We start from the raw sequence: 26,970 nt of genomic DNA on the forward strand, positions 1-26,970 counted from the left end.
TTTATATCTCTTTATTTTTATCGTAAGGAATACTTTTTAAAACATGATTAATAACATTTACTCTGGCAGAAGTTTTTCTATTAGCTTTAATAATTTTCCATTTTACTTTACCATGTTTTGTTACTTCAAACATTTTATTTTTGTATTCTGTATAAACATCCCAAAGTTCTTGAGCCTTTTCATCTACAGGAGTCATTTTCCATTGCTTTAATGGATTATTTTTAATTTCTTCAAAACGCTTTGCTTGTTCTCGTTTAGAAATAGACATATACATTTTTACAAGTCTAATACCCGATTCAACAATCATTCGTTCAAAATCATTTACTTGATTCATAAACGTTTCGTGCTGTTCTTTAGTACAAAAACCATTTACTGGTTCAACCACAGCTCTATTGTACCAACTTCTATCAAAAAAAACTATCTCACCCGCTTTTGGAAATTGCATAACATAGCGTTGAAAATACCATTGGCTTCTCTCATCTTCAGTTGGTTGAGGTAATGCTACAATGCGTAAATGTCTAGGATTCATTCTTTCAGTTATTCTACGTATTGCTCCACCTTTACCTGCTGCATCTCTACCTTCAAATAATACTATAATTCGTTCATTTTCATCAATTGCCCAATGCTGCATACGAATTAACTCTACCTGTAATTTCTTCAGTTTTTTTTCGTAATTAACATATCTAATCGCTTTCTCTATATTATATGGTTTACGAGAAAGTAATGCTCTTAATCCTTTATTTGTGTTCAATATTTGAACATCGTCATCTGATAATTCAATTTCTCTCATAATTAATCTATTTGATTTGATGAACGAAAATATCGCATAATTATATTTGGATCAGGTGCAATTGTTGTTAGTGCCTCCTGTTTACCATCATATTCAAATTGTGATAATACATAACGAATACATTCTAACCTTGCTACCTTTTTATCATTTGCTTTTACGGTAATCCAAGGGCTATAACTTGTATGAGTTTTACTAAACATTTGCTCTTTATAATACGTATATCTATCCCATAACTCTTGACCTTTTCTATCAACTGGACTAAATTTCCAACGTTTTAAAGGAGTAGCTATACGTGAATTAAAACGTGACAACTGCTCATCTTTTGAAATAGAAAACCAAAACTTAATTAAAATTAGACCATCTTCGTATAACATGTGTTCAAATTCTGGGACTTGAACCATAAAATTATGATATTGATGTTCATCACAAAACCCCATAACAGGCTCAACTACAGCTCTATTATACCAACTTCTATCAAAAAATACTATTTCTCCTGGATTAGGTAATTGTTTAATATAACGTCTAAAATACCACTGACCTCTTTCCACTTCTGTAGGCTTATTTAAAGCTACTACGCGCATTGATCTTGGATTTAAATGTTCTGTAAACCTTCTAATATTACCTCCTTTTCCGGCTGCATCTCTTCCTTCAAAAATAACAGCAACAGTTTTTTTATTTTTTGAAATCCATTGTTGAAGTTTTACTAACTCTATTTGAAGTTTTCTTAATTCTTCTTCATAAAAAAGTCTACTATTTACTTTATCTAATGAAATCTGTTTTTGTTCAATTATATTTCTTAACCCTTTATTTGTTGAAGATGTTAAAAAATCTTCTCGAGTAAGTTTTGGAGTTTCATTTCCCATAAATTTAGTCTTTTTGTTCAATAGGCACACAGTCTGCCGGATTATTGGATATTTGTAATTTTGCATCAGAAGGAGAAATATAAGGTATTCCTAATCCTAATCCACGCAATATAAATAATAAACCAATAATAACTACAAAAACTGGTATAGCCTTTTGTATTTTATTCCTTAAAGATAAATTTACGAAATTTCCTAATAATATAGCCGTTGTCATTAAGGGAATTGTTCCAATTCCAAAAACGGCCATGTATAAAGCTCCTGTATAATAATTACCTGTAGAAATTGCTCCAATTAATGCCATATACACTAATCCGCAAGGTAAAAATCCATTAAAAAATCCAATTAAAAAAAGTGCTTTATTTGATTTTTTATTTAAATAGAGTCCTAGCTTTTGTTTTACTTTACCTATAACCCCATAAATAGGTTTTGTTATATTAAATTTACCTAACAACGAAACTGGTAAAACAATGGCTAATATCATTATTACACCCATTAAAACAGATAAACGTTGCTGAAAACCAGCCAAATACAAGCCTTTACCAATAAACCCAAATAGAACTCCAATTAGTGAGTAACTTATTATTCTACCTAAATGATATAGAAATGTTTGATAGAATAATCTAAATTTTGAGCTTCTGTCAACTGGTAAAACAAATGCGATTGGACCGCACATTCCTAAACAATGAAAGCTTCCAACCAAACCCAAAACTAATGCTGTCCAAAGCATAAATTAATAGTTAATTTTTTGTTTTAATAGATACTCTTTTTCTTTAGCTTTCCATTCAATTTTAACATTCCACTTTCCTTCAACTAAATCTTGATTTTTAATTAAAACAGTGTTTGTTTCTAATTTTATTGGTAACTCAAAATCAATTTTACTATTAGATAGTCTTTGAAAATAAATTTTTCCTGTAATTTCTTTAGGATTAAATTCTGAAGGAAAAATTATAGATAATCCTTCTACTGTTTTCTCTATTAATACATTTTGTTTTAACTCTACAGCATTATTTAATTTATCAATTTCTTGTTGATAATTTAATTCATCTTTATAATAATCTTCAGATACTAACTGATGGTTATATTCATCTAAAAAAGTAACTTTAAATACAAAAGATAATATAAATATAACAAATGCAACTAATGCAATTGTTATACCCATTGGCCAACTAATTCTAAATTTCATGTGTTTATTTTTATTGTTTTTCAAAGGTCACATGGAACATCAATACAATTAATTTTATACTACTTAATTGCTATTTTGATTGTTTCATTTATTTTATTTTTAATGGTCCCATAAAGTTTGTTGAAGTTGTTTCAATTAATTTTCCTCCAGAATATACCCCAAACTCTAATTCTTCTTTAGACGAATTTAAGTCTTTTCTATCAATCTCAACAAATATAGTCCCTTCTTTTAATCCTTGTTTAGGTACTGTTAATTCTCCCCCAACTAGTACAACTTTACCTTTATGAGAAGTTAATTTTAATTCTACATTTTTTATTTCTTCAGTAGTTTTATTTATTAACTTAAACGTATAAATGTTTTTAATTGTTGTTGGTGTTGATTGAAATGTTTGACCAGGTAAACGCAAAATAGTTGCTTCAACATCATTACGTAAAAATAACATTGTTACTAAAACAACTGCTAATATTGTAAGTATTCCAGAATATGCAATTAATCTAGCGGTAAATTTAAATTTTTCCTTTTTTTCAATATTATCTTCTGACGCATATCTAATTAATCCTTTTTCAAAGCCAGTTTTCTCCATAATTGCATCACAAGCATCAATACAAGCAGTACAATTAATACACTCTAATTGAGTTCCGTTTCTAATATCAATTCCTGTTGGACAAACTTGCACACATTGTTTACAATCTATACAATCTCCATGTCCTAAAGCATCTCTATCTTCATCTTTTTTAATTTTTTTTCTACCTGCTTCATTTTCTCCTCTAACAAAATCGTAAGCTACGTTAATAGATTTATTATCTAAAAGTACGCCTTGTAACCTTCCATATGGACAAACAATAATACATACTTGTTCTCTAAACCAAGCAAAAACAAAATAAAATACAGTTGTAAAAATTAATAATTTAATTAGAGTACCAACATGAGCCATAGGTCCTTCAATTGCGTATTGTAATACTTCATCACCTCCTATTAAATATGCTAAAAATACATTGGCTATAAGAAATGAGATTAAAAAGAATACAAACCATTTTAGAACTTTCTTTCTAATTTTTTCAGCATTCCAAGGTTGCTTATCTAATTTTATTTGTTTAGACCTATCTCCTTCTATTAAATATTCTACTTTACGAAAAATCATTTCCATAAAAATAGTTTGTGGACACATCCAACCGCAAAAAATTCTTCCAAAAACAACTGTAAACAATATAACAAAAACAACACTTAAAAGTATTGATATAACCAATAGATGAAAATCTTGTGGCCAAAAAGGAAAACCAAAAATATGGAATTTTCTTTCTAGTACATTAAATAGCAAAAACTGATTTCCTTTTATTTTAATAAATGGAGCAACAAACAGAAATGTAATTAATACCCAACTTACATAAGTTCTATACTTGTAAAACTTCCCTTTAGGTTTTTTTGGATGAATAAAGTTACGTTTACCTGATTCATCAATGGTTCCGATTGAATCTCTAAATTTTTCGTTTTTTTGCATTCTTATAATATTAAATAAAAGGCTGAAACTTTAATTTTTTGCCACATACAAAAATAATCTTATCTTATAATTATTAAGATACAAAAGTGACAAATAATTAAAATAACAGCCTAATTACTACTAACTAAAAAATTAAAGCACAGTTTTAGTAGACTAAAATGTGCTTTTATAAATTACTATTCTGGCCAAGTTATATCACCTTCAGGTGCTTTTGGAGCTGCTGGAGTAGATCCTTGCATTGAAATAATATAACTAGCTAATTCTATTCTTTCTTGTCTACTAATGGTACTTTCCCATGCAATCATACCTTTACCAGGTCTACCTCCATTAGTTAAGGTGTTAAATATATTTTTAACACCACCACCTAAAATCCATTTATTATCAGTTAAATTAGGCCCTATACTACCACCTAAATCTGCTAAATGGCAAGCTGTACATGTTTTTGTAGCAAATAGTTCTTTTCCTTTTGCTATACTTTCAGCATCAGTTAAAGCTACAATATTTGAATCGTCAAACAATTCTGGATTTGCATCTTTATATGCTTGTATTTCGATTTTAGCTGTTTCTAATTCAGCTGTTAATTCATCGTATTGATTCCACCAACCAAATCCTAAAACTGCTATATAATAAAATACACAAATTATTATAGTTATATAGAAACCATATAACCACCATGGTGGTAAAACATTATCTAATTCTTTAATTCCATCATAATCATGGTCTAACATGATATCTTCTTCTGTTCCTAACTCGTGGGCTTTAGTCATGGATTTCATGAACTTTTTCCAACCCGATATATTTTCTGATTTTTTACTCATTGTCAATTTCTTTATTGTTTGTATTATCTAAAGGCAATTGGCTTATTTCATCAATATTTTTTTTTGGTAATTTAAATACAAAAATTAACATTAATACAAATACAGTGAAAAATAATAGAAGTGAAATAATTGGATATATTTCAACTCCATCAATACCTGATAAATTATGTTTAATAAACTTTAGCATAATCTTTTATTTTAATGCTGTACTTGAATTTACTTTTATATCTGTACCTAGACGTTGTAAGTAAGCTATTACTGCAGTAATTTCTTTATTTTGAATATTACTGTTTCCATAATTTGTAACAAATTCTGGATCTTGACGCAAGTTATTTTCAATTTCTTTTGCTTGAGTTAACAACGTTTGTTTAGCATTAGCGATATCTTCATCACTATAAGGAACTCCAAGCTTAACTAAACCTTTCATTTTCTTTTCTAAATCTGATGCATTTAAGTCATCTTTAATTAACCAAGAATAACGAGGCATAATTGAACCTGGTGAAGTTGAACGTGGATCTAGCATGTGATTAAAATGCCAATTATCGTTGTACTTCCCTCCAATTCTATGAACATCTGGTCCTGTTCTTCTTGATCCCCATAGGAATGGAAAATCATATACAAATTCACCTGCTTTTGAATACTCTCCATAACGTTCAACTTCCGAACGGAAAGGACGAATCATTTGAGAGTGGCAGTTATTACAACCTTCTCTAATATAAATATCTCTTCCTTCTAATTCTAAAGGTGAATAAGGTTTCACACTTTCAATAGTTGTTACATTTGATTTCACCATTATTAATGGTACAATTTCTACTAAACCTCCTATTAATATAGCTATTGTTGTTAAAATTGTAAACAAAACTGTTCTTCGTTCTAACCAAGTGTGCCATCCTTCACCTGCAATACGTTGACCACTAATTTTTTTCAATGGTGCTGCTTCTGCTAATTCATCTTCAACAACAGAACCTGCTTTTGCTGTTTTAATAACATTATATGCTAATAAAATAAAACCTGTAACGTATAAAGTTCCACCTACTGCACGCATCATATACATTGGTATAATTTGAGTTACAGTTTCTAGAAAGTTACCATAAATTAGTGTTCCATCTGGGTTAAATTGTTTCCATAAAAATGCTTGTGTAAATCCAGCAACATATAATGGAATAGCATAAAACATAATACCTAATGTTCCTAACCAAAAGTGTGTATTTGCTAATTTTCTAGAATATAATGGTGTTTTCCATAGCTTTTCAGCTAACCAATAAACAATACCTGCAATCATAAATCCATTCCAACCTAATGCACCAATATGCACGTGACCTACAATCCAATCGGTATAATGTCCAATTGCATTTAAGTTTTTAAAAGATAACATTGGTCCTTCAAAAGTTGACATACCATAACAAGTAATACCAACTACAAAGAATTTTAATATTGGATTTTCACGCACTTTATCCCAAGCTCCACGCAGCGTTAACAATCCATTAATCATACCTCCCCAAGAAGGGAAAATTAACATTACAGAAAACACAGTACCTAAATTTTGTGCCCATCCTGGTAAAGCTGTATATAATAAATGGTGTGGTCCTGCCCAAATATATAAGAAAATTAATGTCCAAAAGTGTATAATAGAAAGTCTATACGAGTAAACTGGTCTATTAGCTACTTTAGGAACAAAATAATACATTAAACCTAAAATTGGTGTTGTTAAAAAGAATGCTACTGCATTGTGGCCATACCACCATTGTACTAATGCATCTTGTACACCTGCGTAAACAGAATAACTTTTAAATCCTGTTACTGGCATTTCAAGGTTATTAAATATGTAAAGAACAGCAATAGTTACTAGTGTTGCTATGTAAAACCAAATAGCAACATAAATATGTCTCTGTCTTCGTTTTAAAATAGTTCCAATAAGGTTAATTCCAAAAACAACCCAAATTAAAACAACGGCAATATCTATTGGCCATTCTAATTCTGCATATTCTTTAGATGAATTAAAACCTAATGGTAGTGTAATAGCTGCCGCAACAATAATTGCTTGCCACCCCCAAAAATGTATTCTACTTAATACATCATTAAACATTCTTGCTTTTAGCAATCGCTGTGTAGAATAATAGACTCCTAAAAAAATTCCATTACCTACAAAGGCAAAAATTACAGCGTTGGTATGTAAAGGTCTTAATCGACCAAAACTTAACCACGAAATTGCATTTTCTGATCCTGTAAATTCTAATAATCCTGGGAAAACAAATAGCAAGGCAACTATAAGCCCTACTAACATACCTACAACTCCCCATAGAATTGTAGCCCAAAGAAACATTTTTACGACTTTATTGTCATAATAAAACTGTTCTTTTTCCATACGTGTTTGATTAATTGTTAATTGTTAATTTTTATTTATTATCTGTTTGCTTGTTCTCTTTAGTTTCTTTTTTTGGCTCTGTAACTAATTCATCATCAAACAACATACGCACTGAAGGTGTATATGTGTCTTCATATTGTCCAGATTTAACGGACTTTATAAAAATAATAAAGAAAAATACGGCTACAATAATACTTACGCCTATTGTAATGTAGACAACTTCCATTTTTTAGTTAAGAGTAATTTTTATTTAATTTTACAAACATATAATTATCATAAGACAAATAAAATGACAATTATCATATAAAAATAGTCATTTATTTCATCTAATAAAACGAATTTATAATTTTTTAGAAATCCAATTTGTGAGAATAGTTACAAAAACCACAATACTAATAGAACTTAAAGGCATTAAAATAGCTGCAACAACTGGTGTTAGTTGACCTGTTAATGCAAAATACAGTCCTATTATATTGTACAAAAATGAAAAGATAAAACTATATTTTATTACACTTATTGTTTTTTTAGATAACTCAAAAAATGTTGGTAACTTGTTAAAAAGTTTTGCATCTAGAATTGCATCACAAGCAGGTGAAAAAACATTTACATCTTCAGATATTGCAATTCCAACATTGCTTTGTGCTAATGCACCAGCATCATTTAGCCCGTCTCCAATCATTAACACGTGTTCTCCATTTTTTTGAAGTTCCTTTATAAATTGCAGTTTGTCTTCAGGTTTTTGATTAAATTTAAATTGTGTGTTTTTAGGTAATATTTTTTCTAAATATGCTTTTTCTCCTTCATTATCTCCAGATAGAATTACAAGTTTATATTTTTTAGATAATTCTTCAAAAACCCTTTTTGTACCTTCTCTATAACTATTATGAAACACAAAGGAGCCTTTATATATTGCATCTATTTCAATATGAATAGCTGTTTCATTTGTACTTTTAGCTTCAATATTTAAAAAACTTGCAGAGCCTAATTTAATAGAAGCATCTTTAATTTGTGCAACAATACCTTTACCTAATATTTCTTCAAAATTAGTTGGTTTCTCTTCTAAACTATCTATTGAAATAAAACAATACAAACTTCTACTTAAAGGATGGTTTGATGCTCTTAAAACAGTTTTTATATGTGATAATTCTTCTGAAGTTAATATTTCTCCTTCATAATTTATTTTAGAATTATCATTTGTTGTAATTGTTCCTGTTTTATCAAATATTATTGTACTTATTTTAGAAAGGTTTTCAATAGTTTCGGCATTTTTTAAATAGAATTTTTTATAACCAAAAATTCGTAACATATTTCCAAATGCAAATGGACTAGATAAGGCTAAAGCGCATGGACAAGCAATTATTAAAACAGCTGTTACTACATTTATAGCCATTGATGAATCTATAAAATACCAAATAACACCTGCAACTAACGCAATACTTAAAATAGCAATTGTAAAATATTTACTAATGGTATCTGTTAAATTTTTAATGGTGAAATCTTCACTTTTATTAAAAACATCATTACTCCATAATTGTGTTAAATAACTTTGTGAAATAGTATTAATAACTTCCATTTCAATTGCTCCTGCTGTTTGTTTACCTCCTGCAAATAATTTATCACCAGATTTTTTTGTAACAGGAATGGATTCCCCTGTAACAAAACTATAATCTAATGCGGCATTCCCATTTATTAAAATACCATCAACTGGAATTAGTTCTTCATTTCTAATTAGCAACCTATCGCCTTTTTTAATATCTTTTACTTGTATATTTTTTTCTTCATTATTCAATATTTTTGTAACTGCTATTGGAAAGTAAGACTTGTAATCGCGCTCAAATGATAAAAAATTATAGGTTTTTTGCTGAAAAAATTTACCAAGAAGTAAAAAGAATACTAAACCTGATAAGCTATCAAAAAAACCAGAACCTAAATCAAAAAGTACTTCAACTGTGCTTCTAATAAATAGTACTGCTATTCCTATAGAAATTGGTACATCAATATTTAAAATACCATGTTTTAAACCTTTGTAAGCTGAAATAAAATAATCTTTTGCAGAATAGAATACTACTGGTATTGCCATAACCAACATTAATCCACGAAAAACATACTTGTATTTATCTAACCAAAACTCATCTACCTGAAAATATTCTGGAAAGGATAATAGCATAATATTTCCAAAAGCAAAAGCCGCAATAGAAATTTGATAAATAAGTGTTTTATCTACTTTATGTTTTTTTGAATCAGCATCTTCTAAACTTATATAAGGTTCGTAACCAATAGAGGTCATTAATTCAACAATACTCTTTAAACTTGTAATCTCATTTTTAAATGTAATTCTTACAGTTTTTTTGGGAAAATTAACTAATGAAGTTGTTACGCCTTCATTTAATTTAGATAAATTTTCTAAAACCCAAATACAAGAACTACAATGTACACTAGGAATGTAAAGTTCTACTACAGATGTTTCTCCATCATTAAATTCTACTAACTTTTCAATTATTTCTTCATTATCTAAATAATTGTATTTTCCTTGTATTTCTGTAGGTATAGTTCCAGGTGTAGCCTCTAAATCGTAATAACAAGTTAGCTCATTTGCATTTAAAATTTCGTATACAGTTTTACAACCATTACAGCAAAATTCCTTATTATTAAATTTTACTGGTTTTTTACCACAATCTGCACCGCAATGATAACAATTACTCAATTAATTAGTGTTTAGTTTTTTACAAATTTATTGATTTATTACGGTATAAATATGACAAATATCATTAAATTTTGTACATTTGTGTAATTACTATAATTAGCAATTTTTATATGTCAAAATGTACACAATGTATTATAAAGCGTTTTAATTCATTACATAAACTTAATCATGATGAATTGGAAAACTTTTCTGAACATAAAACTTCTCTTATTATAAAAAAAGGAGAAAATTTAATGACAGAAGGTCACACAATTAATGGGCTTTACTGTATAAAGGATGGAAAGTGTAAGTTAACAAAATTAAACACTAATGGTAAGGAGCAAATTATAAAATTTGTAAAAGGAGGAGATATATTAGGTCATAGATCAATTTTAAGTGATGAGCCTGTTGGTTTAAATGTTACGGCTTTAGAAGATATGCATGTATGCTTTATTCCTAAAGGAGATATTTTAGATATGATTAGACAGAATTCACAATTTTCTTTAAGTTTAATGAAGAATATTTCACATCAATTAAACGAAGCTAACACATCTATATCTCAAATGGCTCAAAAACCTGTAAAAGATAGATTAGCTGAAACTTTACTTCATTTAGAAAATATTTTTGGTACTGATAAAGAAGGTTATATAGATGTTATATTAACTAGAGAAGAAATTGCTAACACTATTGGAACAGCTACTGAATCTGCTATTCGATTACTTTCTAATTTAAAGAAAGATCAAGTAATTGATTTATCTGGGAAAAAAATAAAAATTACGAATAAAAATGCTTTAAATAATATTTCTGAAGGATATTAAAAGTTTTAATTATAAAAAAAAGCCTTTGAATTATAATTCAAAGGCTTTTTTTTATTCTTATTTATTTTTATTGTTGCATCATTGCAGCTGCAATTCTTTTATAAATACCACCTTCTAATTTAGCTCGAATAGCAGAGAATGATTCAATTGTTACTTTTACATCTTCTAAAGTATGAGTTGCCGTTGGAATTAATCGTAAAATAATTAATCCTTTTGGAATTACTGGATATACAACAATAGAACAGAAAATCCCATAGTTTTCACGTAAATCATTAACCATTGCCATTGCTTCTGGTATATCACCTTTTAAAAATACTGGTGTTACACAAGTATTTGTATTTCCAATATCAAATCCGTTTTCTTTTAATCCGTTTTGAAGTGCATTTACATTCTCCCAAAGCTTATCTTTCAATTCTGGAGAAGTTCTAATCATATCTAAACGTTTCAAAGCACCTTTTACCATTGGCATTGGTAAAGATTTTGCAAACATTTGAGAACGCATATTGTATTGTAAATATTGAATAATATCTTTATCTGCTGCGAAAAATGCTCCAATACCTGCCATAGATTTTGCGAAAGTTGCAAAATATACATCAATATCATCTTGAACACCTTGTTCAAAGCCTGCTCCTCTACCATTTTCACCTAAAGTTCCAAAGCCATGAGCATCATCAACTAATAATCTAAAGTTATATTTTTTCTTAAGTTCAACAATTTCTTTTAACTTACCTTGCTCTCCTCTCATTCCAAAAACACCTTCTGAAATAACTAAAATACCACCATCATGTTCATTCGCGATTTTAGTTGCTCTACCAAGCATTTTTTCTAAACTTTCAATATCGTTATGTTGAAAAGTAAAACGTTTACCTGGATGTAAACGTACACCGTCAATAATACAAGCATGAGCATCAATATCATATACAATTACATCGTTTTTAGAAACTAAAGCATCAATTGCAGATACCATTCCTTGATATCCAAAATTCACTAAATATGCAGATTCTTTATTTACAAACTCTGCACATTCTTTTTCAAGTTGTTCATGATACTTTGTGTGTCCAGACATCATTCTAGCTCCCATTGGATAAGCCATACCATATTCAGCTGCTGCTTCAGCATCTGCTTTTCTAACATCTGGGTGATTCGCTAATCCTAAATAGTCATTTATACTCCACGTAATTACATCTTTTCCATTAAATTTCATTCTATTAGAAATTTCACCTTCTAATTTTGGAAAAACATAGTAACCTTCAGCTTTTTCAGCCCATTTTCCTAAAGGACCTTTATCTTTAATTATTCTATCAAATAAATCTCTCATTATAATATGTGTTTGTGCAAAAAAAAGTTAATTACATCCTTTTTTACAAGACTACAAATTACGTCTTTTTTTTTGGGTTTTCAAATGAACATAACAAAAAAAGAGGTTTCATATGAAACCTCTTTTTAAAAATATTTTTACAAAACTATTTTATGTATTCAACTACCTCATTTTCTTTGGTTTGAGAATCAAAAAAGCCTTGCTCTTTCATCCAATCATCACTATAAATTTTCTCCATATATCGAGAACCGTGATCGGGTAAAATTAAAACTACATTAGAATTTTCATTAAATATGCCTTTTTCACCATATTGTAATGCGGCTTGCACAACTGCGCCACTAGTATAACCTGTAAACAATCCTTCTGTTATGGCTAACTCTCTTGCTTTATGTGCAGCTGCTTCATCTGTTACTTTTTCAAAAACATCAATTACATTAAAATCAGTTGCTGTAGGAATCAAATTTTTTCCTAAACCTTCAATTCTATAAGGGTAAATTTCATTTTTATCAAATTCACCTGTTTCATGAAATTTTTTCAAAATAGAACCAAAAGCATCTACTCCTAATATTTTAACATTTGGGTTTTGTTCTTTTATATATTTTGAAACTCCAGATATAGTTCCTCCAGTTCCACTAGCTGCAACAATATGAGTTACTTTTCCGTTAGTTTGTTTCCAAATTTCAGGTCCTGTTGTATTGTAATGCGCTTCAATATTTAATTGATTAAAGTATTGATTAATATATACTGAATTTGCAGTTTCTTCATGCAATCTTTTTGCAACAGAATAATACGATCTTGGATCGTCTGCTTTGGCATGAGCAGGACAAACATAAACTTTTGCTCCCATTGCTTTTAGCATATTAATTTTCCCTGCAGATGCTTTTGAATTAACTGCTAAAATACATTTATAACCTTTTATTATACTTACTAAAGCTAAACTAAAACCAGTATTACCTGAAGTGGTTTCAATAATTGTATTTCCTGGTTTTAAAATTCCTTGTTTCTCTGCTTCTTCTATAATATGAAGTGCAATTCTATCTTTCATAGAATGCCCTGGATTGTAAGCTTCATATTTAGCATAAAAACTACCTGGAATATGTTGGGTAATTTTATTTAATTGTATAAGAGGAGAGTTTCCTACAAGTTCTAAAATATTTTTACAAATACTTGTATTTTCTATCATTTTATAATTTTAAATTCAAATATTAAAAATTCAAAAATTGAATTATTTAATAACATGCAAATTTAATAATTTATTTTTAAAGTTCTACTTTTCCTTCTAGGTCTAGTATAAAGGTATAGTCTCTAGCTATTTCTTTTAAAGCATCAAAACGTCCAGAAGCTCCTCCATGACCTGTTTCCATATTTGTATGAAGCAATAACAAATTACTATCTGTTTTAAAATCTCGTAACTTGGCTACCCATTTTGCTGGTTCAAAATATTGCACTTGCGAATCGTGTAAACCAGTTGTTACCAATAAATTTGGATAACTTTGAGCCTTCACATTATCATATGGAGAATAAGATTTCATATACTGGTAATATTCCTTTTCGTTTGGATTTCCCCACTCATCATATTCACCGGTTGTTAATGGAATTGTTTCATCTAACATAGTTGTAACAACATCAACAAAAGGTACAGAAGCAATTACACCGTTAAACAATTCTGGATTTATATTAATAATAGCTCCCATTAATAAACCACCTGCAGATCCTCCACTTGCATACAAATGGTTTGCTGATGTATACTTTTTATCTATTAAAAATTCAGCACAGTTTATAAAATCGGTAAACGTATTTCTTTTATCTAATAATTTTCCGTTCTCGTACCATTTTCTTCCTAAATATTCACTTCCTCTAACATGCGCAATTGCAAAAACAAAACCTCTATCTAATAAACTTAAACGTGTTGAACTAAAACCAGCATCTATTGTATAACCATAAGATCCATAACCATATAATAATAATGGTGTGCTTTCAGATAATTTAGTGTTTTTATGATATACTAATGAAATTGGAATTTTTGTACCATCGGTAGCGTTTGCCCAAAGTCTTTCACTTTTATAGTTTTCTTTATTAAACTTACCTCCTAAAACTTCTTGCTCTTTCTTTATTTCTTTTGTTTTATCATCTACATTGTAATCTATAACAGAACTAGGTGTTGTCATAGAATTATAACCGTATCTAATAATATTGGTGTCAAATTCTGGATTTCCATAAACTCCAGCGGAATAAGCTTCTTCATTAAAAGGCATGTAATAGTCTTCTGTATTATCCCAACGCTTAATTCTTATTTTACACAAACCATTTATACGTTCTTCAAGCACTAAAAAATCTTTAAAAACTGAAATATCTTCTACTAAAACATCTTCTCTATGCGGAATTACATCTACCCAATTTTCTTTTGAAGTTGAGTTTTCATTCACCTTCATTAATTTAAAATTGGTAGCATTATCTTTATTAGTCAACACATAAAAATCTGTTCCGTAGTGTGCTATACTATATTCTAAATCGCGTTCACGTTCTTGAAATATTTTAAAATCTTCCGTAGGATTTTCAGTACTAATAAATCTATATTCTGTTGAAACAGTACTCGATGAACCTATTATAATGTACTTTTTAGATTTTGTTCTGTAAACATAACAACCGTAGGTTTCTTCATCTTCATGAAACACTTCAACATCTTCAGAAGGGTTTGTACCTAAAACATGGCGAAATATTTTTTCTGAACGTAACGTTGTTGGATTTTTTTGAGTATAAAAAATTGTTTTATTATCATTTGCCCAAGCAGCTCCGCCTGTTGTGTTTTCAATTTTTTCTGGATAAAGTTCACCCGTTTCTATATTTTTAAATTGAAGTGTATATTGTCTTCTACTTATTGTATCAATTCCAAATGCCGCAATTTTATTATTTGGACTTACAGAAATGCCTGAAAGTTTAAAATAACTGTGCCCTTTTGCTAATTCGTTTACATCGAACAATATTTTTTCTTCAGCGTTTAAGCTTTGAAATTTTCTAGTATGAATTGGATATTGTTTTCCTTTTTCATAACGAGTAATGTAAAAATAATTATTCTTTTTATAAGGAACAGATTCATCATCTTCTTTAATTCTTCCTTTTAATTCTTCAAATAAATTTTCTTGAAATTTTTGAGTGTGCTTTGTTTTTGCCTCAAAATAATTGTTTTCAGCATTTAAATAATCGTACACTTTTTGTGTTTGAGCATCTTTAACTTCAGCATTTTTTTGCTCATCCGTTAAACGCATCCAAAAATAATCATCAATTCTAACATCTCCATGTATCTCTAATTTTTTTGGTGTTTTTTCAGCAATTGGTGGTTTTGCAGCGTTATTTTTCATTTGTGATTCGGTTTTTTTACACGAAGTAGCAAAAATAAGACTTAAAACGCATATATAAGTGGCAACTTTCATGATCTCAATTTTTTTCATTAATAATTTTTCAAAAATACTATATTTGTCAACGTAACAAGTTAAAAAATATACAAATGTTTGGTGATTTATCTGGAATGATGGGCAAATTGAAAGAAGCTCAACAAAAAATTGAAGAGACAAAAAAAAGATTAGATACTATTTTAATTGATGAAACTTCTGCTAACGGACAAGTTAAAGTTTGTGTTACTGCTAATAAACAAGTTAGAAGCATTTCTATTGATGAAAATATTACTGATAAAGAAGAAATTGAAGACTACTTAATTATAGCATTAAATAAAGCGCTTTCTAGAGCAAATGAAATTAGTGAAACTGAATTAGCTGCCGCTGCAAAAAATGGAATGCCTAATATTCCTGGAATGGATATGTTTGGGTAAAAAAATTGTATTAAATAAATAATATTATCTTTAAAAATATTTAACCCTAAATTTTCTAAAGAATAAAATATATTAAAAATATGGATGAGCTATACCTACTAAACTCAGACAACATTGACAAACTTCATAAAAGCTTAAATAGATTTGAACGTGACAAAACGGTTAAATCTGTTTTACTTTTTATGGCTGATACTGATAAATTTTCGGATACTTTATTAGAACCTATACTTCAAAAATTTTCAAAACCTATAATTGGAGGAGTTTTTCCCGAACTAATTTTTAAAGGTAAACGTAAAAAAACTGGAACTTTAATTATTCCATTGGAGTTTAAATTAAATACGCAAATAATAAAACTTTCTGATTCACAAGATTCAATACTTAAGCAATTAGAAGAAGTGCAAAAACACTCCACAGACACATCTAGCTCTTTATTTGTATTTTTTGATGCTTTGGGTAAAAGTAAACGTTTATTTATTCAATCTCTTTTTAATTTTTTTGGTGTAAACCCTACATATATTGGTGCCGGAGCAGGATCATTAAATTTTGAATCTTTTCCATGTATTTATAATAATTCTGGCATTCATAAAAATGTTGCTGTAATTGGTTGGGCTAAAAAAGAAGTTGCAATAGGTGTTGCGCATGGTTGGAAACCAATATCAAAACCTTTAAAAGCTACAGAAACATTTAAAAATGAAGTGAAAAGTATTAATTGGGAACCTGCTTTTAAAGTTTATAAAAACATTGTTGAAAAACATTCTAAAAAAACATTTAACAATTTTAATTTTTTTGAAATAGCAAAATCTTATCCTTTAGGAATATCTAAAATTGAAGCAGAAAAAGTAGTTAGAGATCCATTTAAAATTGTAAATAACAACATACATTTTGTTTCTTCTATAAAACAAGGTGAGTACATCGAAGTACTTCATGGAAACACAAACTCACTTTTAAAAAGCGCCGCTACTGCTATTGATAACTCTATTAATAATTGGCAAAACAAACCAATACATACTGTTTTTTGTGTTGATTGTATATCTAGAGCGCTTTTTATGGGTAATGAATTTAATAAAGAATTAGAAATTATTGAGAATAAAGGTTTAACCTCTGGTATTTTAGGAATTGGCGAAATTGCAAATACTGGAAATTCTTTTTTAGAAATTTATAACAAAACAATTGTTATGGCAATATGGTAGAACGAAATCTTCAAACTGAAATGTTAATGGAACTAATTTTTAGTTCAGACAACGAGAGTAATGAAACTCAAATATTAAAAGAAAGTCTTCCTGTATATTTAAGAAAATTAAATTGTTTTATTGCAGGAGCATTAAAAAAAACAAAACATAACTACTCTGAAATTGTATTGTTTCCGTATGTTGCAAAAAAATCCAATGGTTGGGAAAAAGTAAAAGCCTATTTTATTGAAAACCCTATTAATAATTTACCTTTTTCTACATTTTATTTTGAAAATTCTAATTACTACGCATACAATTTAAGTAGTTACGGAATTTTAATTTTAGGAAGAAGGAATGAATTTAGCAACGCACTTGCTAATGAACTAAAACAAATTGTAAATCATTTAGGAAAAAAATTAGCACTTGCATATGAAATTGAACAAAGAAAAATTGCTGAAAAAAATTTAATAAAAGCTAAAGATGAAGCTGAAAAAAATGAACGATTAAAAACTGCATTTCTAGCAAATATTAGTCATGAAATTAGAACTCCTATGAATGGTGTTTTAGGTTTTTCAGACCTATTAAAAACCCCAAATTTATCTGAAGCTAAAAAAGAAAAATACATTCACGTAATTGAAAAAAGCGGTGAACGTATGTTAAATTTAATTAACAATTTAATTGATATTTCAAAAATTGAAGCAAAACTGATAGAAAAATCAATTTCAAACGTAAATTTTAATCAACAAATAGATAGTATTTACGATTTTTTTAAACCTGAAGCTAAAGCTAAAAATTTAACTTTAATTATATCTAAAACTTTAAATTCTAATAAATCTTATATAGCTACCGATTTAGAAAAATTCTACGCTATTTTAACAAATCTGGTAAAAAATGCTATTAAATATACAGATAATGGTACTATAGAATTAGGCTACAATTTAAAAACACAAAATAATAATTCTTATATTGAATTTTATGTTGAAGACACTGGAATTGGAATACCTATAGAAAGCCAGAAAGTAGTTTTTGATAGATTTATACAAGCTGATATTGAAAATAAATATGCTAGGCAAGGAACAGGTTTAGGGTTATCTATTAGTAAAGCGTATGTTGAATTATTAGGTGGTGAAATTTGGGTTGAAAGCACCGAAAATATAGGTTCTAAATTTTACTTTAACTTACCTTTTACTATTCAATAAAAAATTCATCTTTAAATCCAATAAGGTAAACTTTTTCTTGAGCTCTAGTTATTGCAGTATATAGCCAACGTAAATATTCTATATTTTGCCCATCTGGTAAGTAAGGTTGTTCAATAAAAACGGTTTTCCACTGACCTCCTTGTGATTTATGACACGTAACTGCGTAAGAGAATTTTACTTGTAAAGCATTAAAATACTTGCTTTTTTTAACGCCTAATAACTGCTTGTATTTCGCCTTTTCATCAGCAAAATCTTTTAAAACTTCTTGATACAATCTATTAGAATCTTCATAAGATAAAGAAGGTGTTTCAGACGTTAACGTATCTAATAATAAAACTGTTTCAAATGGTTTTTGATTAGGATAATCAATCATTCTAACTTTAACTTCAGCAAATCTAAATCCATAAAGCTCTTTAAAATTAAAAATTTCTAATATTTCGCAAATATCACCATTTGCAATAAAACCTGCCTCACTCGAATCAGAAAGCCAATGGTAATTATTTTTAACAACCATTACAAAATCTCCAGTAGAAATTTCACTTTCTTGTCCACGAATTTTACTTCGTATTTGTTGATTGTATTGATTGGCTCTTTTATTTGAACGTACTATAAATGCAGTATCTTCTACTCCTATATTATCGTACGCAGTATTAATAGCATCTTGGATATCGTAACCATCTACCAATCTAATTAAATCTGGAAACCCTAATTCGAACTGAAAATCTGAATAGCCGTTATTAGCTAAAATCATTCTTAATTGAGTTGCGTTAGTTAATATTCCAGAATCTTGATGTTGACGCATTACTTCACTTAATTCTATTTCTGTAACATCTTTATTATAATTTAATTCTAATTTAGTAACATCTAAAGCTGGACTAATATTTAACCTTACAGGTGGTAATTGCGCTGTATCACCTATAAAAACTAACTTACACTGGTGCCCTGAATAAACATAAGACATTAAATCGTCCAATAAAGATCCGTTTTCAAACAATTTACTATTACTTGGAGCGTCGGGAATCATAGAAGCTTCATCAACAAAAAATATAGTATTAGTATGTTTATTTGTTTGCAAAACAAAATCTACGCCTCCTCCTCTATTTTTTTTGGGATGGTATATTTTTTTATGAATAGTAAAAGCACTACGTTTAGAATAATTTGAAATTACTTTTGCAGCTCTTCCGGTTGGTGCTAACAAAACTGCCTTAACACCTACTCTCCATAAATTATTTACCACAGTACTTATAGTAGTAGTTTTACCTGTTCCAGCATACCCTTTTAAAACAAATAAAGATTGGTTGTTTTTATCAAAAATAAAATCAGCTAAATTATTTAGTAAATTTTCTTGAGAAACAGTAGGCTCAAATGGAAATTTTTCGAGTAGTTGAGTTCTAAATTCAGATGGAGTTTTTATCATTACAAAATTAAATGTCAAATATACAAATACTTTATACTGAAAAGTTTTTCTGAATGAAAAAAATTTGTAGATTTGCGTATATAGACACTAAAATTTAATACATAACATTATGACATTTTTAATTATACTTGCAGGTATAGTAGTTACAGGCTTATTAGCTTACCTCATTGTAAATTTCATTCCAAGAAAATTGCATTGGATAGTTTCAATTATTTTAATTGCATTAGCAGCATTTTTAGTTTACAAAATTAATTTTGAAATTCAAAAACCAGTTAAATTTAATAAAGAGAAAAAAGTACGTTACGCAAAAGTTATCGAAAATATGAAAATTATTAGAGATGCTGAAGTTGCTCACAAACAAGTAACTGGTAAATACACTGCTAAAGGAGAGGATTTAATTAAATTTATTGATACTGCAAAATTTGCTGTTACTGAAGTAAAAAACGTTCCAAAAACAGTTAGTCTTGGTGGTGGTATTACTAAAGAAATTGAAGAAAGAATTGTTGACACTGTTGGCTACAAAGATGTAAGAGCTAATTTTGTTGGTAAAGATTATAAAAACATGATGAATATTCCAGGAACTGAAGGTAAAAAATTCAAAATTGAAGTTGGCGTAATTGAAAAAATTGCTGGTTTAAAAGCTCCTGTATTTGAAATTAAAGTTGATAAAGCTATCGTTTTAAAAGGAATGGATTATAATTTAATTAAACAAGAAAAAGAAGCAATTGGTGGTGAAGAAATAAAAGGTGAGTTTCTTAGAGTTGGTTCTTTAGCAGAAGTTAGTGAAGATGGTAACTGGCCTCCATTTTATGATAAAGGAGATAAAAAAGATTAATAATACTATAGATTTAAAAAATCTAAATGAGAATAGTCTATCCATCCAAATTAGTTTGGATGGATTTTCTTTTTGTATCTATAACTCATATGAAAAAGAGATCGTAGCTTTAAGTTCGTATGAATTAGAATATGATACAACAATTACTCCAGAACAACATCTAGTTTTTATAAAGGACGTATTTGAAAAAGAAACTATTTTAAAATCAAATTTTAAATCTGTATTAGTTACACATTACAATAATTTAATTACGCAAGTACCAAAACCATTTTTAGACAAGGATAACCTAGAAAGTTATTTAAAATATTCTGTTAAACTTTTAGAAAATGACTATGTTACTTTTGATGAAATTGAAAATTCAGATATTGTTAATGTCTACATTCCCTTTGTTAATATTAATAATTTTTTAATTGACATTTATGGAACTTTTGTTTTTAAACATTCTTCTACTCGATTAATTGAAACTATATTAGTTAACTACAAAAACAACGATAAAGATTATATGTTTATTAATGTATTAAACAATACATTTGAACTTGTAATTTTAAAGAATACTAAATTTCAATTATACAATCAATTTAGTTTTAAAACTAAAGAAGATTTTATTTATTATCTATTATTTACTGCTGAACAATTAGAATTAAATCCAGAAGAATTTGAATTAAAATTATCTGGAGAAATTGAGAAAGAATCTGAACTTTATACTGTTTGTTACCAATATATAAGAAACATTTCGTTTTTAGAAGTTAAAAACTTTCCTTCATTATTAAATAATGAACTATCAAAACACTCATACTATACACTTTTAAGTCAATTATAATTTAATGAGAATTATTTCAGGAAAATTCAAAAGTAAACGTTTAACAGCTCCAAAAAACCTACCTGTTCGTCCAACAACAGATATGGCAAAAGAGGCCTTATTTAATATTCTAAACAACTTATATTACTTCCATAACATACAAGTACTTGACTTATTTTCGGGTACAGGTAACATAAGTTTTGAGTTTGCCTCTAGAGGTACTGAAAATATAACTTCAGTAGATGCTCATTTTGGTTGTGTTAAATATATAAATCAAATTTCTAACGAACTTGACTTAAATATTAATACTATAAAAAGTGATGTTTTTAAATATTTAGGAAAAGCTTCAGGAAAATATGACGTTATTTTTGCTGATCCACCTTACAATTTTGAAATTGAACAGTTTGAAAATATTGTAAAATTGGTATTTGATAGCAATTTTTTAAATAACAATGGTGTTTTAATTGTAGAACATTCAAAACATACAAAACTAGATCATTTGCCTAGTTTTAGCTATTCAAAAAAATATGGTGGAAATATGTTTAGTTTTTTTGAATTAAACACTGAATTAGAATAACGATTCAATAATTTTCTTTTCCGAAATACCTTCTGCTTCTGCTTTGTAGTTTTTAACTACTCTATGTCTTAAAATAGAAAAAGCTACAGCTTGTACATCTTCAATATCTGGAGAATATTTTCCATTAACCGCTGCATACGCTTTTGCACCTAAAATTAAATTTTGTGAAGCTCTTGGGCCTGCACCCCAATCTACATAATTATTTACTAAATCTGTGGCGTATTCACCTTTAGGTCGTGTTTTTGAAACAAGCTTAACAGCATACTCAATAACATTATCTGTTACAGGAATTCTACGAATTAAATGTTGAAATTCATTAATCTGTTCTGAAGATAATAAAGTGTTTAATTTTGGAAACTCATCGTTAGTTGTACTTTTAACAACTTCAATTTCTTCTTCAAAAGAAGGGTATGTTAACTCTATAGAAAACATAAACCTATCTAATTGTGCTTCGGGTAAAGGATAAGTTCCCTCCTGCTCAATTGGATTTTGAGTTGCTAATACAAAAAATGGTTTTGCTAATTTATAATGGTGTCCGGCAACCGTAACAGAACGCTCTTGCATAGCTTCTAACAAAGCTGCTTGCGTTTTTGGAGGTGTTCTATTTATTTCATCCGCTAAAATAATATTACTAAAAATTGGCCCTTTTATAAATTTAAAATTATTTGTTTCGTCTAATATTTCACTTCCTAAAATATCAGAAGGCATTAAATCTGGTGTAAACTGAATTCTTTTAAAATCTAAACCTAATGTTTCAGAAATTGTACTTACCATTAGGGTTTTAGCTAAACCTGGCACACCAATTAATAAGGAGTGTCCACCACTTAAAATAGATAATAATACATGATCTACGGCATCGTTCTGACCAATTATTATTTTACCAATTTCAGCCTTTAAGGCTTTAAAAGTTTCAACTAAATTTTTAAGTGCTGTAACGTCAGACATATTAATCTTTTTTCCAATTTTTATCGAAAGTACATTTTTTATAATCTTTATTTATTTTAATGTACGTATCGTTTATTTTATCTTTTGACCATTTTTCAACAGTTTCTTCTTGTTTTTTCTGAAGTGTTAATTGTTGAATTTTCTCATAGTCTTTAGTAAATTCAGCTTTATGCCCATCTACTTTAGATTTTACTAAAATAATTTTGTGCATTTTTTCTCCACCTCTAACATCTTCATAAAAAGGCTCTGTTATTTCTCCTTGTTTTAAGCTACTAACTTTATTAAATAGATTAGGATCCATTCTTGTTAAATCAAAATGGGTATCGTTAGTTTGAGAATTTAGTAGTAGTCCTTTATTATTTTTTGTGTCTTTGTCTTCTGAATATTTAGCAACTGCATCTTCAAAAGAAATTTCGTTATTTAAAATTTGAGTTCTAATTTTTGCTAATTCTTCTAAAGATTTTGCTAATTCTTCGTCACTAATTTTTGGCTGAATTAAAATATGACGTACATCTCTTTCTTGTCCTTTTATTTTTTCAACTTGTAAAATATGGAAACCAAAACCAGATTCAAAAGGTTCTGAAATTTCACCTTCGTCTAAACTAAAAGCTATTTCTTTAAATTCTTTTATAAATCCACTTTCTCTAGTTAATGTGTACAATCCTCCATTTTGAGAAACTCCTGGATCATCAGAATTAATAATAGCTTTTAATCGAAAGCTATAGCCATTTTCAATGTCTTTTTTAAGCTCATTTAACTTATCTAAAACTCTTTTGGTTTCTTCTTCAGAAGGTTTTAAAATTTTAACAATTTGCGCTAATTCTATTTCTGCACTAAATTCTGGTAAGTTATTATCTACTTCTAAATTTTTAAAATACGTTCTAACTTCTTCTGGTGTAACATCAACGTTTTCAGTTAGGCTAGCTCTTTCTCTTTGAATTAGTAATTGCTCTCTTTGAATGCTTCCTAATTCATTTCTTAAATCTTCTTCATCAGAAAAACCGTAATAATCAACTACTTTCTCTAAGGAACCTAATTGTTGCTTAAAATATGAAATATTACGTTCTACTTCGCTTTCAACTTCAGCATCTGAAACTACAATACTATCAACTACTGCATGGTGTGCAAGTAATTTCTGTGTCATTATTTCTTCTAAAATTTCACAATCTGAAATGTCAACTTTTCCTTCAGTTCTTTGTGCTAATTCTTTTTTAAATTTATCAATATCAGAATCTAAAACTATATTTTCACCTACAACTACTGAAACTCCATCTATTTTAATTCTTTCAGAGTTTTGGGCTTTTATACCAATAAAGGCAAATAAGAAAGCGATTACTAAACTATTTTTACTCATTTTTAAATATTTCAAATTGTTCTTCTTTTTGTGCATCTTCAAATAATGTTTTTTCAATATTTTTTAACAACAACAGCTTACGTTGGTGTAAAATCATTTGTTCAATTGTTGGTGTAATATAACTTTTGGGAGCTATGTTATTTCTATATAAAACATCTTTAACAGTTACCAAATATAAACTTAATGAATCTTCTTTTTTAATAAAATTTCCTTTTTTTAAAATTTCATTTTTATCCATTTCCTTTAGAATTGGAACTTGAGCTAACAAATCGCTGTATTTAACCCAAATAGAATCATTTAAATGAAATGATTCTAACGATAAATGTTGTTCTTGTAAAGCTTTAGTATCTTCTATTTTTGAAGATTTAAACAGCTTTTCAATTACTTTTTTATCTTGAATTTTATTGTTGAGTTTTATATATTTTAGTTTTAACAACTCTTCGTTTAGCATAAAGTTTTGGCTGTTATTTTTATAAAACTTATCAATATCACTTTGTGTAATATCAACATTTAAATATTCTTGTACTACAGCTTCTTTATATGAGTTTATAAACAAATCCTGACGATATTTTGAAACAAGTTCGTCGAATTCACTTTGTTTATCTGCCAAATTAATTTTTGCTTTGGATAATAATAATTGCTGCTTAATCCAATTATTAATATAGTTTGTAGTTAGTAAAATACTATCTTGTTTAGGAATATTATCCGTAACAATGTTATCTAAATCATTTTTATATAAATAATTTTCTCCAACTCTTGCCACAGCTTCTCTATCATCTTTACGCAACGAAAAATAATCGCATGATGAGAATAATACCGCAATATATATATATATTAAAACTTTATTCAACTACTTAAAACTTTTGTTTTAAAACTTTTTTCTTTTCTCTTTTATTCACTTCAACTTTATAGGTATTATAAAGCTCTTGAATCCAATTTTCTTCTAATTTGTTTTGATAATCTGAAATTACCTTTCCTTTTATATTTTTAAGCTCTTTATTTTTATACTTTTCAGCTTTAAGGTTGTTATAGAAATTAGTTAGCCCAGTACTATCTTTTGATTTTTCCCAAACTTTTTGTTCTAACAATTCAAATAACATTAATCCTTCACTAAATTCTTTTAATGTAGCTGCAAATGTAGGGTTTGTAAATTGTAAATTTTCTTTATAATACGTTAAAACTTCAGTTTCTTTAAATTTTTCAAAAGCTTCATTTACGTTTAGGCCTTTTGCTTTTTTTAAAAACAATATAAAATCTTGTTGCAAAATATTTTTATCTTGAATTTTCAACAATTCTGAAGTGAATTTTTCTGGTGTTTCTTTCCAGTTAACAGTATTAAATTGTTTTAAACTTACTGAATTAACTTTGATTGTATAATTTTTATACAAACTATCAATTATAGATTTTCCTATTAAATTAGAGCGACTGTCTTTTTCTATTTTTTGTTTTAACTCTTCTTCAATAGCATTAAAACTTTCAACTGGATATTTTTTAAGTAATTTAATAATATGCCAACCAAATTTAGTTTTAAATGGTTTTGCAATTTCCTCTTCATTTTCTATAGCAAAAGCTTGTTTAGCAAACGGCTCTAACATTCTACCATAAGTGAATTTCTTCATTTTACCACCCTTAATTGCACTTGATGCATCTTGAGAAAACTTTTTAGCTAAAGCGCCAAAATCTTGTTTATCAACTGTTAGCAACTTGTAAATTGAATCAATCTTATTTTTATTTTTATCAGAAGGTGTTTTTAACATTATATGTGCCACTTCAACTTCACCTTGAGCTTTACGTATGTTATTTATTTTTAAAATATGGTATCCAAATTTAGTTTTAAACGGTTCTGAAACTTCTCCAATTTTAGTGTTGTAAGCTACGTTTTCAAATGGGTAAACCATTTGTAAAGCAGTAAAATAACCTATATCACCTCCATTTTGTTTTACTGAAGGATCTTCAGAATACTCTTTTGCAATTGTTTCAAAATCTGCTCCATCCACTATCTTTTTTCTAGCTTCTACTAATTTATTAAACGCTGCCAAGGTATCTGCTGGTGTATCTTCCTTTTTTGAAAAAATTAAAATATGACTCGCATTAACCTCTTTCAACATTCTTTCGTAAGCCTCTTTTACTAATTTATTTGTTACTGCTTCGTCTTTTAAATAAGGCATTAGCAAAGACTCCTTATATTGATTTAATTCTTTTTTATATTGCGAAAGTGTATCTAGCTTTAAATCTTTGGCCTGTTTTACTTTTAATTTGTAATTTATATATAATTCTAAATAATTATCAATTCCGTTTTCTCCTTCGTTTATTAAGTTTAAATTTTTCTTATAAACATTTATAAATTCAGAAGTTAATACAGGCTCATCAGCCACTGTAAATAAAACTTTTTCTTTTTTTTGTGAGAATAAATTAACCGTTATAAATAAAAAAGTGAACAGTAGATATTTAAAATTCATTAGTAAATATATTTTGAATAGTTATTGATTTGTAAATAATAAAAACGTTGCAAT

The 26,970-nt window shown here is 28.1% G+C and carries 25 protein-coding genes; 7 read left to right on the top strand and 18 right to left on the bottom strand.

What is annotated here, in order from left to right:
- Position 1: 1 nt before the first annotated feature.
- From ppk2 (R3X25_RS14040) to R3X25_RS14085, 10 genes are all read right to left on the bottom strand, one after another.
- Positions 2-790 carry a polyphosphate kinase 2 gene (gene ppk2 / locus R3X25_RS14040; RefSeq protein ID WP_317675583.1) on the bottom strand — a complete coding sequence of 263 codons (789 nt, stop codon included), beginning with the start codon at positions 788-790 and terminating at the stop codon, positions 2-4.
- A 2-nt stretch (positions 791-792) separates the two neighbouring features.
- Positions 793-1,653, bottom strand: coding sequence for a polyphosphate kinase 2 (gene ppk2 / locus R3X25_RS14045; protein WP_317675585.1), 861 nt, complete (start codon positions 1,651-1,653; stop codon positions 793-795).
- 4 nt (positions 1,654-1,657) lie between these two features.
- A complete protein-coding gene (locus tag R3X25_RS14050; RefSeq protein ID WP_317675586.1) occupies positions 1,658-2,380 on the bottom strand; it encodes a sulfite exporter TauE/SafE family protein in 723 nt (240 codons plus the stop codon).
- 3 nt (positions 2,381-2,383) lie between these two features.
- On the bottom strand, positions 2,384-2,836 hold the full coding sequence (locus R3X25_RS14055; protein WP_317675587.1) for a FixH family protein: 453 nt from the start codon (positions 2,834-2,836) through the stop codon (positions 2,384-2,386).
- An 88-nt stretch (positions 2,837-2,924) separates the two neighbouring features.
- Positions 2,925-4,334, bottom strand: a complete 1,410-nt coding sequence (ccoG, locus tag R3X25_RS14060) for a cytochrome c oxidase accessory protein CcoG (protein WP_317675588.1) — start codon at positions 4,332-4,334, stop codon at positions 2,925-2,927.
- A gap of 176 nt (positions 4,335-4,510) precedes the next feature.
- Positions 4,511-5,152, bottom strand: coding sequence for a cbb3-type cytochrome c oxidase N-terminal domain-containing protein (locus tag R3X25_RS14065; RefSeq protein ID WP_317675589.1), 642 nt, complete (start codon positions 5,150-5,152; stop codon positions 4,511-4,513).
- Positions 5,145-5,339, bottom strand: coding sequence for a CcoQ/FixQ family Cbb3-type cytochrome c oxidase assembly chaperone (locus R3X25_RS14070; protein WP_317675590.1), 195 nt, complete (start codon positions 5,337-5,339; stop codon positions 5,145-5,147). The genes R3X25_RS14065 and R3X25_RS14070 overlap by 8 nt, the downstream gene beginning before the upstream one ends.
- Positions 5,340-5,345: 6 nt before the next feature.
- Complete coding sequence (ccoN, locus tag R3X25_RS14075) at positions 5,346-7,517, bottom strand: cytochrome-c oxidase, cbb3-type subunit I (RefSeq protein WP_317675591.1); 2,172 nt, start codon at positions 7,515-7,517, stop codon at positions 5,346-5,348.
- 31 nt (positions 7,518-7,548) lie between these two features.
- The gene (gene ccoS / locus R3X25_RS14080) at positions 7,549-7,743 is read right to left on the bottom strand and encodes a cbb3-type cytochrome oxidase assembly protein CcoS (RefSeq protein ID WP_317675592.1); all 195 of its coding nucleotides are present in this window, start codon (positions 7,741-7,743) and stop codon (positions 7,549-7,551) included.
- Positions 7,744-7,857: 114 nt separating this feature from the next.
- The gene (locus tag R3X25_RS14085) at positions 7,858-10,221 is read right to left on the bottom strand and encodes a heavy metal translocating P-type ATPase (RefSeq protein ID WP_317675593.1); all 2,364 of its coding nucleotides are present in this window, start codon (positions 10,219-10,221) and stop codon (positions 7,858-7,860) included.
- A gap of 110 nt (positions 10,222-10,331) precedes the next feature.
- On the opposite strand from R3X25_RS14085, the gene R3X25_RS14090 reads away from it, so the two are divergent.
- Complete coding sequence (locus tag R3X25_RS14090; RefSeq protein ID WP_317675594.1) at positions 10,332-11,018, top strand: Crp/Fnr family transcriptional regulator; 687 nt, start codon at positions 10,332-10,334, stop codon at positions 11,016-11,018.
- A 67-nt stretch (positions 11,019-11,085) separates the two neighbouring features.
- On the opposite strand, the gene R3X25_RS14095 is transcribed toward R3X25_RS14090, so the two are convergent.
- From R3X25_RS14095 to R3X25_RS14105, 3 genes are all read right to left on the bottom strand, one after another.
- Positions 11,086-12,336 (bottom strand): aminotransferase class I/II-fold pyridoxal phosphate-dependent enzyme, encoded by a 1,251-nt coding sequence (locus R3X25_RS14095; RefSeq protein ID WP_317675595.1) that lies wholly within the window; start codon positions 12,334-12,336, stop codon positions 11,086-11,088.
- A gap of 145 nt (positions 12,337-12,481) precedes the next feature.
- Positions 12,482-13,519 carry a cysteine synthase family protein gene (locus R3X25_RS14100; RefSeq protein WP_317675596.1) on the bottom strand — a complete coding sequence of 346 codons (1,038 nt, stop codon included), beginning with the start codon at positions 13,517-13,519 and terminating at the stop codon, positions 12,482-12,484.
- Positions 13,520-13,595: 76 nt separating this feature from the next.
- Positions 13,596-15,695, bottom strand: coding sequence for a S9 family peptidase (locus tag R3X25_RS14105; protein ID WP_317675597.1), 2,100 nt, complete (start codon positions 15,693-15,695; stop codon positions 13,596-13,598).
- Positions 15,696-15,841: 146 nt separating this feature from the next.
- On the opposite strand from R3X25_RS14105, the gene R3X25_RS14110 reads away from it, so the two are divergent.
- From R3X25_RS14110 to R3X25_RS14120, 3 genes are all read left to right on the top strand, one after another.
- Positions 15,842-16,162 carry a YbaB/EbfC family nucleoid-associated protein gene (locus R3X25_RS14110; RefSeq protein ID WP_317675598.1) on the top strand — a complete coding sequence of 107 codons (321 nt, stop codon included), beginning with the start codon at positions 15,842-15,844 and terminating at the stop codon, positions 16,160-16,162.
- Positions 16,163-16,242: 80 nt separating this feature from the next.
- On the top strand, positions 16,243-17,352 hold the full coding sequence (locus R3X25_RS14115) for an FIST signal transduction protein (RefSeq protein WP_317675599.1): 1,110 nt from the start codon (positions 16,243-16,245) through the stop codon (positions 17,350-17,352).
- Between the two features lie 26 nt (positions 17,353-17,378).
- Entirely contained in the window at positions 17,379-18,530 is a 1,152-nt protein-coding gene (locus R3X25_RS14120; protein WP_317675600.1) for a sensor histidine kinase, read from the top strand.
- Here R3X25_RS14120 and R3X25_RS14125 read toward each other — a convergent pair.
- Positions 18,520-19,947 carry an ATP-dependent RecD-like DNA helicase gene (locus tag R3X25_RS14125; protein ID WP_317675601.1) on the bottom strand — a complete coding sequence of 476 codons (1,428 nt, stop codon included), beginning with the start codon at positions 19,945-19,947 and terminating at the stop codon, positions 18,520-18,522. The genes R3X25_RS14120 and R3X25_RS14125 overlap by 11 nt on opposite strands.
- Before the next feature lie 109 nt (positions 19,948-20,056).
- On the opposite strand from R3X25_RS14125, the gene R3X25_RS14130 reads away from it, so the two are divergent.
- From R3X25_RS14130 to R3X25_RS14140, 3 genes are read left to right on the top strand one after another with little or no spacing between them, the layout of a single operon-like run.
- Positions 20,057-20,782 (top strand): hypothetical protein, encoded by a 726-nt coding sequence (locus R3X25_RS14130; RefSeq protein ID WP_317675602.1) that lies wholly within the window; start codon positions 20,057-20,059, stop codon positions 20,780-20,782.
- A complete protein-coding gene (locus tag R3X25_RS14135; RefSeq protein WP_317675603.1) occupies positions 20,757-21,602 on the top strand; it encodes a DUF3822 family protein in 846 nt (281 codons plus the stop codon). The genes R3X25_RS14130 and R3X25_RS14135 overlap by 26 nt, the downstream gene beginning before the upstream one ends.
- Before the next feature lie 4 nt (positions 21,603-21,606).
- Complete coding sequence (locus R3X25_RS14140; RefSeq protein ID WP_317675604.1) at positions 21,607-22,158, top strand: RsmD family RNA methyltransferase; 552 nt, start codon at positions 21,607-21,609, stop codon at positions 22,156-22,158.
- Here the strand turns inward: R3X25_RS14140 and R3X25_RS14145 are convergent.
- The 4 genes from R3X25_RS14145 to R3X25_RS14160 are packed head-to-tail and all read right to left on the bottom strand — an operon-like array spanning position 22,150 to position 26,916.
- The gene (locus R3X25_RS14145; RefSeq protein WP_317675605.1) at positions 22,150-23,103 is read right to left on the bottom strand and encodes a MoxR family ATPase; all 954 of its coding nucleotides are present in this window, start codon (positions 23,101-23,103) and stop codon (positions 22,150-22,152) included. The two genes, R3X25_RS14140 and R3X25_RS14145, sit on opposite strands and share 9 nt — an antisense overlap.
- A 1-nt stretch (position 23,104) precedes the next feature.
- Entirely contained in the window at positions 23,105-24,457 is a 1,353-nt protein-coding gene (locus tag R3X25_RS14150; protein WP_317675606.1) for a peptidylprolyl isomerase, read from the bottom strand.
- Positions 24,450-25,307, bottom strand: coding sequence for a hypothetical protein (locus R3X25_RS14155; RefSeq protein WP_317675607.1), 858 nt, complete (start codon positions 25,305-25,307; stop codon positions 24,450-24,452). Before R3X25_RS14155 ends, R3X25_RS14150 begins: the two co-directional genes overlap by 8 nt.
- A 4-nt stretch (positions 25,308-25,311) precedes the next feature.
- The gene (locus R3X25_RS14160) at positions 25,312-26,916 is read right to left on the bottom strand and encodes a peptidylprolyl isomerase (protein WP_317675608.1); all 1,605 of its coding nucleotides are present in this window, start codon (positions 26,914-26,916) and stop codon (positions 25,312-25,314) included.
- Between the last annotated feature and the right edge of the window lie 54 nt (positions 26,917-26,970).

It is taken from the genome of Lutibacter sp. TH_r2 (assembly GCF_033101135.1).
Lineage (GTDB): Bacteria > Bacteroidota > Bacteroidia > Flavobacteriales > Flavobacteriaceae > Lutibacter.

Coding starts and splice junctions, on each gene's coding strand:
- ppk2 (WP_317675583.1), bottom strand. CDS start 790: ATGAGAGAAATTGAATTATCAGATGACGATGTTCAAATATTGAACACA.
- ppk2 (WP_317675585.1), bottom strand. CDS start 1,653: ATGGGAAATGAAACTCCAAAACTTACTCGAGAAGATTTTTTAACATCT.
- R3X25_RS14050 (WP_317675586.1), bottom strand. CDS start 2,380: ATGCTTTGGACAGCATTAGTTTTGGGTTTGGTTGGAAGCTTTCATTGT.
- R3X25_RS14055 (WP_317675587.1), bottom strand. CDS start 2,836: ATGAAATTTAGAATTAGTTGGCCAATGGGTATAACAATTGCATTAGTT.
- ccoG (WP_317675588.1), bottom strand. CDS start 4,334: ATGCAAAAAAACGAAAAATTTAGAGATTCAATCGGAACCATTGATGAA.
- R3X25_RS14065 (WP_317675589.1), bottom strand. CDS start 5,152: ATGAGTAAAAAATCAGAAAATATATCGGGTTGGAAAAAGTTCATGAAA.
- R3X25_RS14070 (WP_317675590.1), bottom strand. CDS start 5,339: ATGCTAAAGTTTATTAAACATAATTTATCAGGTATTGATGGAGTTGAA.
- ccoN (WP_317675591.1), bottom strand. CDS start 7,517: ATGGAAAAAGAACAGTTTTATTATGACAATAAAGTCGTAAAAATGTTT.
- ccoS (WP_317675592.1), bottom strand. CDS start 7,743: ATGGAAGTTGTCTACATTACAATAGGCGTAAGTATTATTGTAGCCGTA.
- R3X25_RS14090 (WP_317675594.1), top strand. CDS start 10,332: ATGTCAAAATGTACACAATGTATTATAAAGCGTTTTAATTCATTACAT.
- R3X25_RS14095 (WP_317675595.1), bottom strand. CDS start 12,336: ATGAGAGATTTATTTGATAGAATAATTAAAGATAAAGGTCCTTTAGGA.
- R3X25_RS14100 (WP_317675596.1), bottom strand. CDS start 13,519: ATGATAGAAAATACAAGTATTTGTAAAAATATTTTAGAACTTGTAGGA.
- R3X25_RS14105 (WP_317675597.1), bottom strand. CDS start 15,695: ATGAAAAATAACGCTGCAAAACCACCAATTGCTGAAAAAACACCAAAA.
- R3X25_RS14110 (WP_317675598.1), top strand. CDS start 15,842: ATGTTTGGTGATTTATCTGGAATGATGGGCAAATTGAAAGAAGCTCAA.
- R3X25_RS14115 (WP_317675599.1), top strand. CDS start 16,243: ATGGATGAGCTATACCTACTAAACTCAGACAACATTGACAAACTTCAT.
- R3X25_RS14120 (WP_317675600.1), top strand. CDS start 17,379: ATGGAACTAATTTTTAGTTCAGACAACGAGAGTAATGAAACTCAAATA.
- R3X25_RS14125 (WP_317675601.1), bottom strand. CDS start 19,947: ATGATAAAAACTCCATCTGAATTTAGAACTCAACTACTCGAAAAATTT.
- R3X25_RS14130 (WP_317675602.1), top strand. CDS start 20,057: ATGACATTTTTAATTATACTTGCAGGTATAGTAGTTACAGGCTTATTA.
- R3X25_RS14135 (WP_317675603.1), top strand. CDS start 20,757: ATGATAAAGGAGATAAAAAAGATTAATAATACTATAGATTTAAAAAAT.
- R3X25_RS14140 (WP_317675604.1), top strand. CDS start 21,607: ATGAGAATTATTTCAGGAAAATTCAAAAGTAAACGTTTAACAGCTCCA.
- R3X25_RS14145 (WP_317675605.1), bottom strand. CDS start 23,103: ATGTCTGACGTTACAGCACTTAAAAATTTAGTTGAAACTTTTAAAGCC.
- R3X25_RS14150 (WP_317675606.1), bottom strand. CDS start 24,457: ATGAGTAAAAATAGTTTAGTAATCGCTTTCTTATTTGCCTTTATTGGT.
- R3X25_RS14160 (WP_317675608.1), bottom strand. CDS start 26,916: ATGAATTTTAAATATCTACTGTTCACTTTTTTATTTATAACGGTTAAT.